Source organism: Microbacter margulisiae (assembly GCF_014192515.1).
GTDB lineage: Bacteria > Bacteroidota > Bacteroidia > Bacteroidales > Paludibacteraceae > Microbacter > Microbacter margulisiae.
This window is the reverse complement of sequence record NZ_JACHYB010000001.1, coordinates 406,921-419,121: the sequence shown is the minus strand read 5'-3', so window position 1 is coordinate 419,121 and position 12,201 is coordinate 406,921. Positions and strand designations below refer to the sequence as shown.

General features: G+C 36.1%; 7 protein-coding genes. All 7 read right to left on the bottom strand.

The genetic code is table 11. From position 1 onward, the window contains the following. Window positions 1–52: 52 nt before the first annotated feature. Entirely contained in the window at window positions 53–1,225 is a 1,173-nt protein-coding gene (locus FHX64_RS01780; RefSeq protein ID WP_183412141.1) for an iron-containing alcohol dehydrogenase, read from the bottom strand. A 21-nt stretch (window positions 1,226–1,246) separates the two neighbouring features. Then, entirely contained in the window at window positions 1,247–2,131 is an 885-nt protein-coding gene (locus tag FHX64_RS01775) for a carbohydrate kinase family protein (protein ID WP_183412140.1), read from the bottom strand. Between the two features lie 15 nt (window positions 2,132–2,146). Next, window positions 2,147–3,169 carry a zinc-dependent alcohol dehydrogenase gene (locus tag FHX64_RS01770; RefSeq protein WP_183412139.1) on the bottom strand — a complete coding sequence of 341 codons (1,023 nt, stop codon included), beginning with the start codon at window positions 3,167–3,169 and terminating at the stop codon, window positions 2,147–2,149. 45 nt (window positions 3,170–3,214) lie between these two features. Next, a complete protein-coding gene (locus FHX64_RS01765; RefSeq protein WP_183412138.1) occupies window positions 3,215–4,864 on the bottom strand; it encodes a sodium:solute symporter family transporter in 1,650 nt (549 codons plus the stop codon). A 770-nt stretch (window positions 4,865–5,634) separates the two neighbouring features. Further along, window positions 5,635–7,920 (bottom strand): glycoside hydrolase family 36 protein, encoded by a 2,286-nt coding sequence (locus tag FHX64_RS01760; protein ID WP_183412137.1) that lies wholly within the window; start codon window positions 7,918–7,920, stop codon window positions 5,635–5,637. A 40-nt stretch (window positions 7,921–7,960) separates the two neighbouring features. Further along, window positions 7,961–9,055: a type IX secretion system outer membrane channel protein PorV gene (porV, locus tag FHX64_RS01755; protein ID WP_183412136.1), complete on the bottom strand. Its 1,095-nt coding sequence runs from the start codon at window positions 9,053–9,055 to the stop codon at window positions 7,961–7,963. Between the two features lie 502 nt (window positions 9,056–9,557). After that, entirely contained in the window at window positions 9,558–12,197 is a 2,640-nt protein-coding gene (locus tag FHX64_RS01750; RefSeq protein WP_183412135.1) for a LamG domain-containing protein, read from the bottom strand. Between the last annotated feature and the right edge of the window lie 4 nt (window positions 12,198–12,201).

Here is a 12,201-nt window from a genome sequence, read left to right as displayed (position 1 = left end):
AGTATTTAAAGCTTGTAAAAGTCAAGACGAATTCATTATGTATTGAGTATGTTTATTTAAAAAAACTTTGTTTTACCAACTCAATCATTTCATCTTCTGTGGCAACTCTGGGATTTCCTTTATAATCAGGTAACACCATGCACTGCCTAGCCAATAGGTTTATCTCATTCTCGGGCATTCCTTTGTCTTTAAGGCTTATCCATAAGCCGATCTTTTTTAAGAACTTGTCCATTTCCTCCACAGACTTTTCAGCAGCTTGTTCGTCAGTTATCTTTTTCAATTCAGGGTTTAATATTCTGGCAAGTTTTGAGAACTGGGGAACAGCCCATTTCCATGTAAACTTAATAAAAGCAGGATATACAATAGCAAGCGATTCGCCGTGGGCAACATTCGGGTACATTCCTCCAATAGCCATACCCATTCCATGAGGGAGAGTTACTCCGGCATTAGCAATGCACAAACCTCCCAAGGTATCGGCCCAGGCCATATTCTCCCTGCAATTAATATCATCTAGGTTCACAAGTAGGGCAGAAAGATTTTCAACTACTAATGAAATAGCTTCCCAAGCCAGTAAATTGACATAAGCACCAGTGCCGGGATTGATGGTACTTTCAAAAGCATGGCAAAGCACATCAAACCCGGTTGTGGCAGTTACAAATTTAGGGACCGAGATCATCAATTCAGGATCGATAATAGTTACCTGGGGGTACAAAATATTGTTATACAAGGCTGATTTATCACGAACCTCCGGATTTGTGACAACAGCCACTTGTGTTACCTGTGAGCCGGTTCCCGATGTAGTAGAAATAGCAATTACTGGCAATAATTTCTTTGCGTCGGGTTGAGGTGTTTTATAAAATAAATAGTCCCAACTTGTGCCTGGATGAGTGGCTTCCACCGAGATAGCTTTGGCAGAATCCATGCTTGAACCGCCCCCGAGGCCAATAATCACTTCCGCCCCAAATTCACGTGCCATTTTTGCCCCTTTACTAATTGTTTCGACAGTTGGATTTGGAATAACTCCATCGAAATGAGCTACCAAAATTTCAGAAGCTTCCAATATCTGAATCACTTTTTTATATTGCTGAGCTAAGGCTGGAACAGCTGCCGGTGTAGTTACCAGTAAAACTTTTGTACCATATTGGGCGACGATTTGTCCTAATTCCTGAACTCTGCCAATGCCAAATTTAATTTCTGTAGTTTGATGAAAATTAAAGTTTTTCATAGGTGTTGTATTTTTTTGTTTTTAAAATTTCAATAAAGATTTAGGCAATTTCGGGGTTGCTCCTTTTTGCGTGCAAACGAAAGCTGCAATCTGCGTGGCTGTTTTATGTATTCTTTTCAATTCCTCGTTTCGAAGTAGTCCTGCAACTAAAATCGCGGTAAACGAATCGCCTGCACCGACAGTATCGGCAATTTTAACTTTTGGTACTTCCATAAATGATTTCTCTTTGCTGGTCATCAAAATACTTCCTTTGTCACCTTTAGTTACGGCAACCAGTTTCAGACTGAACTTTTGCATCAACTGCGACATCAGTTCATCATCTGTACCCTGAAGCCCCAGAAGACCTGCTACAACAAGAAGTTCATCGTCATTCAGCTTGAGAATATTCGCAAATTCAAGGGATCGGATGATGGTAACGCGATTGTAAAACGACTGGCGCAAATTGATGTCTAAAACCTTTAGGCAGTCGGGCCGTGTTGTCTCTAAAAATTTTAGAATTGTTTGTCGGGAAACTGAATTTCGTTGGGCCAGACTGCCAAAACATACCGCATCTACACTTTTAGCCAGTGCTTCGAGTGAATTATTCCAGATCATATTATCCCATGCTACGTTTTCTTGAATAATATAAGAAGGGATTCCATTAACGTCCAACGAGATAGTTACTGTTCCTGTAGAAAAACCTTGAGTAAGTTGCACAAAGCTTTTATCCAGTTCCAATTCATCAAAACGCGTCAATATTTCATCTCCTGAAGCATCGGGTCCAAGAGAACTGATTACAAATGGCTGGCATTCTGCCTGATAGACGTGATAAGCAAAATTGCATGGTGCACCCCCAAGCTGTTTCCCCTGTGGAAGAATATCCCAAAGTAATTCACCTATTCCAGCAACTTTAAATTGTTTTGTCATTTTTAGAATTGGTTTTTATAAATCAACCATCACTTTCATCACTTTATCACCACTTTCACCAATGTAATTGTATGCATCAAGATATTGATCAAACGGAAAGTGTTTCGAAATCAACGGCTCAAGAATAATCATGCCGTTCGAAATTAACGAAGTGGCTTCCTGATAATCCTCGTGGCGGTACATCATTGAGCCGAACAGGTTTAGTTCATGTTCGCCCACGAAATACATATTCACCGTTGGATTTTTAGCATAAACTCCAAGAATGATCACTTCTCCACCCTTTTCTACATTGGCAATTAATACATCGAGTGAAGCCTGAACTCCGGCAGATTCGAAACCAACCTGATAGCCCTCACTTTCAAAGGCATCCTTGATACCTTCAGCGAAAGGAGTTTTCAGAATATTCAAGGTGTTTTCAATGCCACATTCGTGGGCTTTGCTCAACTTGAAATCGCTTATATCAGTAATTAAAACCTTTTTTGCCCCGCGCGCTTTAGCAAACTGAGCAACCAGATTGCCAATGGTTCCGGCACCGGAAACCACCACATTTTTTCCGGCTAAGCCTCTTGATATGCTGGTAGAATGTGCCCCAACAGCAGCAGGTTCTATCATAGCGCCATGCTCAAAACTCATTGAATCCGGAAACACGATCAGACGATCTTCCGGAACAATGAAATATTCCTGTGCCACACCCGGTGCCTGAAATCCCTGCACTTTTAATTCCTCACAGGCATTGTATTGTCCGCGCAAGCATGGCCCACATTTTCCGCAAACTAACTGAGGACGCGCAGTTGCACGTTGTCCAACTTTGGCTGTTTTCACTGCTTCGCCAACCGCTTCGATTGTCGCTGAATACTCATGACCCTGAACTACAGGATAAGAAGTTGCAGGATGTTCACCATGAAATACATGGATGTCTGATCCGCAAATGCCGATTCGCTTAATTTTTAGCAATATTTCATTGGGTGCCAATTTACAGGGAGCTTCAACATCGCGAAATTCGATGCTGCCCGGCTTAATCATTATTGCTTGTTTCATCCGGATATTTACATTTTTAATTTATTATTTATTTAAATAAATTTGCTATTCAAAAATTATATATAGAATAACCATCACCAGCAGCAAATAACCTGCAAGCAAACGATTATCAAAAATGCCCGTAAGCTTACCTTTTGTAATCACTGCAAGCGGGCTTTCCCATGTACATTCTGCAATTGCTTTAGGATCGGGTTTTGGAGTCATATAACTGACAGTATAATATATGACACAGTTTACACAGAATAACCACCATGCTTGCATCATAAATGGTATTCCAAGGCCATCAGTTAAATACATATGACCGCTAATTGGTACGAAATCGAGACAGAACGAGATTACACCAAGCAAAAAACCAACCCAAAGCGTAACAATAGCAGCTTCTTTTGTTCCTCGTTTGCTAAATACTCCAAGCAGAAATACAGTTGTAATAGGTGGAGCCATAGCCGCTGCTATCTTGTTGATGGCTTCGAAAATACTGGTAAATTTCCCTCCCTGAGTAGACCAAAACATCGCTAAAATCATAATCACGACTGCAGCAATACGTCCATATAATACCTGTTGTTTATCGGTTGTTGATGGTTTCAGTCTTTTGACAATGTCCACAGACACGAGTGTAGCTGAACTATTCAAAGCAGCGGCAAGCACACTCATTAAAGCAGCCAGTAATGCAGCTGCAACGATACCTTTTAAACCTATTGGCAACAATTCTTTTATAAGTATAGGAAAAGTCTGGTTTGCATCTGTTCCAATGTTGTCTTTAAACAAAACATACCCAATAACACCTGGAAGAACCAGAATAAACACAGGAAGAATTTTTAATGCACCTGCAAACAAAGAACCTTTTTGAGCATCATCCAACGAACGGGCACCTAATACGCGCTGTACATGGGTCTGGTCGGTACACCAATACCAAATTCCCATAACAGGATAACCTAAAAGTACTGCATACCAGGTTAATCCTGTGCTTGCTGCAGTCGCACTAATTGCTTTTAAGGAACTTGAAGTATGCAACATACTTAGTTGTCCTTCTTTCGCTGCTGCTTTAAATGCCACGAATGTAGTAATACCATGCTCCGACAAGGCAAGAATACCAAAAACTGTAATCGATATGGCACCGATAATGAGAATTATTGTTTGTATCGACTCGGTTACCATTACTGCTTTTAGCCCACCAACAACAGTATAAATTGTTGTTATAACTGAAATTAAAATAATGGAATTTATCATACTAATGCCGAAAAAAGATTCGAACACCACAGCTCCGGCATAAAGGCTCATCCCCATATGTATAAATAATGCAGCAAGTATCCCCATAATTGCAACGAAAGTACGGGATGAGGGTCCATAGCGTTTTTCAAGGAATTCCGGCAGGGTTGAAATTCTAGTTTTAATATAAAATGGTGCAAAAATCAATCCTAACAAAATAAGTGTAAAAACTGCCATCCACTCAAAATTTCCCCAAACCAACCCATCGTTATAGCCCGAAGCTGCCAGACCTACCATATGAATGGTGGAAATGTTTGAAGCAAATAGCGCTGCCCCCACAACAACCCATTTTAAACCACGGCCTGCTAAAAAATAATTCTCGCTTGTCATTTTACTTTTCCGGACAGACCACAATCCGATAAAAAGAATTCCAATTATATATACAATAATTATGACAAGGTCAATTGTATCAATTTTTATATCATTCATAGTCAAGGACAAAGGATAAAAGCTCAATATTTATCTGTTTAGGTAGAAAGACGGATACTTATATAAAATAATATTCCTGATTGGATAAGAATAATTAAACTAATGGCAATTTATCATTTTTCATTGTATTTAAATTATGCAAAAGTAAGGACGACTTCAATACGAATCAACCAATGGTATCTTTTCCCTATTTGCAAATCCAGCAACAGCCTTGTTGAGATCAATTGCTTGTATATTCAACTTATCGAATCTGGATAAGTTATCTGGAATCCTTCGCACAATTGTATTAACCCAAATTAATTTTACATCTGGATTATTCTTCCCCAAAAGACTGTAAACAATTGGCAAAATCCGATCATACTGATTATCTAAGTAATTCTCACCGTTTAGTTCACTATTGAAACAAATTATGTTAAATTTAAAAGCATTTAAAAACGGCTTTTAATTGTTCAATCAAAACCGTGTCACTCAGACTTCGTGAAGTGGTAACCTTGCTGCAATAATCAATATCATTCAATTTCTCAGCAATTATCGGATAATAAGCTTCTACATGCGAATCGCCGATAAACAAAACTTTTGGTAAATCGTGTTTATTGGTTGATTTCACTTAAGTGTGGCTCAATTCAATATCTTCATTGATAGAAATGTTTTTTTTGATTCCTATTCTTGCCAATAGTATGATAACTGGATTTGCAAACAAAATACAAAACAATGATTAAAATTGCAGTCAAACACTTTTTTAAAGTTCCATTTTTTATAATAGTGTAAATCTATTTAATATCAAATTCAATGGTTTGCTCTGTACCCTGTCTTTCATTAATTTCAACTTTCCAAACATTAGGTGATATCTGAGTTATCTCCTTTACTTTTAAATTTCTAAAAGCACTTAAACTTAAGATTCTATGGCTATAGATTAAAATGCTTCCACATTTTGCACCGGATGAATTAAGAGATATTTTAATTACAGAGGAAGTTGCGACAATATTTTCAATTTCTGTATTACCACATGAAATATGGAGGTTAGATCCAATAACAACTGGAATACCTTCCTTTTCCTTGCTTATATCTGTAAATCTCAATAATTGAGAAGCTGATGGTCTCAAAATTTTTGAATTCCAATTTTTTCGGGCAATTCCATCGAATTTGTTATCCCAGAAGGAATAAACAGCATATTCTTTATTTGGATCCAACCCGATCTCATTGAAAGAAATGGAAATAGTTGAATCTTTTGTTGATGGATTCCATAGTAAATAGACTCCATTGTTAATTCCATTTTGAATATTGTTGAATCCAAATTTCGTAAAATTAATAGTAGTTCCAAATCCAATTGTTTTACTTTTTTCTTTGATTTGAGGCACAAGAATATCGAAATTTCTAAAATATGCACTTGCTCCCAGAGCATCAACCGGATCAGAAATAAAGGCTTGTCCACCACTTAGGCCCACTGCGGAAATCCATGTTTTAACTAAATCCATTCCTCCCTGAACTAGATCAGCACCTTTTATCGAATCGGCCAAATAAAACACATCAGGATCATTTGCAGACCAAACACCGTTAAATTGTTGTAAACGTAAAAGATAATCCATAGCCCGTCTCACTCCACCCCTATAAGCATCCGGACCAATACGGTTTGCATTTGCAAGTCCCGCTGTAGCTCTTTCAGGATTAACAGTACAACCCATAATATAAATGCTGTCACCAGCGGCTTGTCTGTATATCTTAAAAAGATTTCTGTAAGCTTGAAAACTGGTCATCTTTGGATTATAAAAAGGCGGAGTTATTAAATCACAAAAATCAAGTTTGAGATAACGAAATCCTTCATCAACCTTTTGCTTTATTATACCCGAAATAAAATCACGAGCTTTGGGACTTGTTGCATCTATGGTTAACTTCCCATCTGGGTGGAACATATTTGGCTCCTCAAGACTTAGGCTTCCATCATACTCATGCTTGAGAGAACTCAGGTTTGCTTTTGCCCATTGATTTGCCGGATTGATCTTTATAGGACTTAGCCATATTCCAGGTACAGAGCCCGATTCTTTTATAATCTTTACTAACGAAGTTAATCCACCATTAAACTTGGAATTCGGATTCCAATCGCCATCCATTACCTGATATCCGTCATCGATCTGAATTACTCTAAAAGGAAGTTGATCTCTGTTTTTGCGGAAACAATCAATAACGTCCTTGATACTCTCTTCTGTAATATTTGTCGTTTTATCATACCAACTGCACCAACCATTCATGGGTAATAAAGAGATTGACGATTGCAGTTTTTCAACTGCAGCATGAGCCCAATTATTTATTGCATTCTCTGGACGATCAAAAATAAATAGCACTTCCTGACTCAAACGTTCTTCATCCGGATCAAGCCTTATCCCGCTCATGTCGGATTCAATATCTAAAGACAATTGCCCATTTAAGGATGGCAACATTCGAATCGAAATATCAGCTAACCCATTACCTGAAGGACCAGCAACGAATCCATTTCCATCTTTATCAAATAATGAAATAGCTTCACCAAACTGTTTGACTGAATCTATATCACTAATATGCAAAATAGGGAAATAACCAGTTGCCAAAGGAGTTGCCACCCAATTATTCAGGTTATTTAATTTGTTTCTCTTTGCAGGCTTAAGAGCATTAATCAAATCGATTGAATACAGATTTATCGGTTTCAGACTATTATTTTTTAATTTTATCTGGACGGAAAAACCTTTCATTGCTTTGTAATTCCTAATGATTAAATCAAATTCTAAAGCATGAGTAGAGTCAACTCCTGAGTATATATCCATTGCAGATGTATCAGCCAATGAATTTCCAATTTGTATGTGTTTAATAAAGTCTTTTAATGATAAATCTTGAATTCCGTTTTTTCCTGCAAATTTAACCATAAAACAGCCGCTGGAGTGAATCATACTAGTTGAGAACTTAAGCACACCTGTTTTCTTATTGAAATCAGATTTATAAGGCAAGCTGTTTTTTGCTTTGAGACTTATAAATGAATTACTACAACACAAGATGCAATATATAACCAATATATGTATTTTATTCATAACTGTATTATTTATATTACTTTTAATTATATTTACTATATCATTCCAAATTAAAAGCAAGTGAGAATCGCAATGTTTGATCCAATGGATTACTTTGCGAAGTGGCAATCAGATAAGCAACATCTAAACGAAATACATTAAGCATAAAGCCGGCGCCCAAAGTAAAGTACTTCCGGTTGCCGTTAAATTGCGATTCGTAGAAATAGCCGCCACGCACAAAAAACTGTTTGTTGTAAGCATATTCTGCTCCTACAGAGGCTTGTATGCGTTGGATGAAGTTGGGGTCGCTGAATGATTTGAAAATACTGGATATAGGAGAGATTTGCGAGTATTCTTGTTGGGTCATGGTGTCCTGAGCTTGAACCAACAGTTTGTTTATGTCGGCGTTGATGGAGATGGTGTTGTAATCATCTAACGGATATTCATAAGAGACTCCAAGCCTTAAATTTGTTGGTAGAAAAAGGCTTGTGTTACCTTTGTCGTATGATATTTTTGATCCGATATTTGAAATGTCGGCGCCAAAGCCAAAGTGAGCGTCACCGTTTGCAGCTTGCATCGTTGTGTGGTAATATGTGGCTACATCGGCAGCAAATGCTGAACCGGGGTACATGTCCTGAATCTGTCCCCCGCTTAAATCGGAATAGATGAAACGTAACGCTACGGCGGCTGACCATTTTTCGGAGAGCTGGCGCGAATAGGCTGCATCAATGGAATATTCTGCAGGATTAATGCTATTCAGCGGATTGCCATTGGCATCCGTTAAATCGACTGATCCCAACGAAAAATAACGCAATGAAGCACTGATTGCTTGTTGATCGCCAATTTTGTAGTAACCGGCAAAATAAGATAAACTCATGTCACTTACTAATTTACGTAGCCAAGGTGTGTAAGATAATGATAATCCTGCACCGCTTTCCATAAAGGCATATTTTGCCGGATTCCAATATTGAGAGTTTACATCCGGCGAGGTGGCTGCTCCAAGATCACCCATACCACCTCCACGTGCATCCGGTGCAATGGATAGTGATGGAACGCCTGTAATCAAAGGATTTAAGGAATTATCGACTGTGCTTTGAGCCCATATAATGGACGTTGTAAAGAATATAAACAATAATGAACATTTAATTTTTTTCATTAGATAATTTTTTTTCTGTACAAATAAATAATTTATATTGTTATATATTTAGCTTGTTGAACTTCAAATTTAACGAATGAGCTACACAAGATATTTAATAAGCATAAATAATATAAAGGTGAGCATGTATGTATTATTGAGAATTGTTGAAAGCTAGTATGAGACAGTTCCAATTTCATCCTTGATGTTATTGGATATCTTCATGTTTACTTAAAATATGTTAATTTATAAATTGTTATTCCAACATCTTTGATACCTATATATATATATATTAAATCAATCACATATATTTATATAATATTATTATATTGTATAATTTACTTCAATAGAGTCTTTGCAATTGCAACTAAATAGGATGATTTATCCTGTCAGAAATTATTATTTTAAAATCATACTCTTTTTTTATTTTGTTTTTTATATTTTATTTATAGTTTAATTGTTATATTTAGTATATTAATTAATTATTTATTTTTATTTACATATTCTATTATCAATAAATATATTAATAATAGATTTCAAATGACTGTCTTTTTTCTGTAGATATTTTTAGCCAGATTAATTTTTTCACACTACCATCTATCGCGATTGTACAGCCCTGACGAAAATCTGGACCTTGTAACTGTTTTTTGCCATCTATTTTAAGTTTTGCCTCAATTTTATTATCATCCCAGTTTTTAATTACTAAACACAAATTGTCAATTGGGTGTTTAGCTGATGCATTAATAAAAAATGATATTTTTCGATTATTAGCTGAAAATATATATGCTCTTTGCTCCATATCATAACCAAAACTCATACACCCCTTTACTTCACTCACCATTGGGGCATATAACCACGATTTTGCTAACAAAGCCAAAGCACTATCTGATAATTTAGACATTCCTTCCATCAAAGAAGTCTCTCGATATTGAATATCTCCCTTCTTTACAAAAGTATTTTTCCAATACACATGGGAAAGAGATACTGAAACAGGTCTATCAGAAGCAATAGCATTTCTTCCACTTGAAATAATCTGAGAAATGGGCCAATGATTAAAAGTCGGAAAAATTGAATACCAATTTATTTCCCCATTATATATATTACCATCTTTAAATTTCTGTATTGTAAATGGATTATATCCACTGCAAAAATGAATTTTCTGAATAATATTCCCTTTATATTTTACATTTTTAGGGGGGTGTGAAACCCAATCATATGATGAAGTATGTCCAGAAGAATCAATTAAACACATAAAAGGTGATTTGCAAATGACATTTTCGGGATGAACGTTCTCCCCAAAAACAGGGATGGATTCCTGCCATTCAGGATTATCGGAGGAAGAAGTCCAAATCCGTAAACGCTTTGTCGATACCCCGTCTGGATAAATATAATATATCATTTCACTTACATCTCCCCAGCCTGTTTTAGAATCATAATTAGACCACTTCTGCCATGGCGTTATTAGTCTATATCTCCATTGAACCACAACTCTGGCATCTGTATTTTCAATGATTCTAACATGTGATGAAAAACATGGCTTATCGGACATAGGCTCATAATCAGCATCTGTATAAAATTCATTGAATTCATTCGTATACCAATGATTGTTATTATCAGAAATCATAGGGATATAACTCATCCCATGCCAAAATATATATCGAATAGGAGAATCATCAAAGCCGACAACAACATCAGCATATTTCCCAAACCGGAATAAATTATCCCAAGTATCAATATAATGTAGATTTGTATAGTCTGCCTTAAATTCGCCATGAGTATTAAATTTAGGAAGCTCTCTTTTCTCAAGATTTGGTGAACTTACAATTGCATTTCCAGGATTCATTGCTTGAAATGATTGAAAAATTTGATACTGCGATAATGCCTTATTGAAAATTGAAATTTCATCAATTAAACCATCAAAACCAAAATCAGATGGATAAGTGTCATGGAGAGCAGCTATAGGCATAAGCGGTTTATTAGACTTACCAATTAAAAGATCACTATGAGAGGCTTCCAGTCCCTGATTGCCAACATCTTTACGTGAAGCTACTTTTTGCCCATTAATATAAAGAGAAATTTCCCCTCTCTTTTTATTATACACTCCTGTTAAACAATACCATTTAAATATTTTTAATTTATTTTTAAATGGCATATCCCCTTTAAGATTAACTTCAGCCCATCCCTCTTTTGTTTTAATTTTAAATGCCGGATATCCATATCCATCAATACCCAAGAAAAAACCTGCATCATCGTCACACTGTTGTATAATTGGAACTTGGTTGAATGGATATGCCCCTATCGCGAACCATGTCTGAACAGTCAGACTTCTCCCATTAATTTTATTTAAAATATTTTTATCTAAATCAATTTGAGATTTATAACCATCAAATGCCAAAGCTGTTCCAGAAATTCCACTTCTCCAATACGCCTTCTCCCCTTTTATAAAAACCATTTTTTGACTTACAGATTCTTTTGTTGAATCACCTATCCCCTCATCAAAATGCCAACACAACAAAGGAGATAATATAGTATTATGAAGAACAGGGTTTCCAAGGCATTTATTATGTATTATTAGCTTATTTACATTATATGTTCTAATATATTTAACTTCATTTTTATTTAATTTAATATATTGAATTATTTTATTCCTAGAATCAATTCTTGTTGAATACTGATCAATTTCTCTCACAACATAGCCATTAGAGAAAATCGTGAAATATTCATCAACAAAATTATTACTTTTAACACCAATAAATGGATTGCCTGCTGAAAAAACCGGCAAATATCGCCAATGAATGATTATTTTTTTAGGAGTATTGATAATAATTTCTACATTTGAAAAGGTATTCGTACGATCGGGCATCAGAGCACTTCCATCTCCTTTACGGGGGACGATTTCTTCGAACGGCCATTTTCCATTTGATGTTTTCCAAACTGGCAAATAACTTGTTCCACGCCAAAAAACTAATTGCCCTTTTCTAAGATGAACCACCACATCTGCAAATTCGCTGGTTCGACTATATTTCTCCCATGTCTCGCCACAACCAAGTTTGGTATAATAAGCGTAAAATCTTTTATTGCTGCAATTTGCAAATGTGGTTCCTATAGCTGAAACAGCTATCAAACTAAGGATTATTTTCAGGAAATAATATTTAACATTCATATAT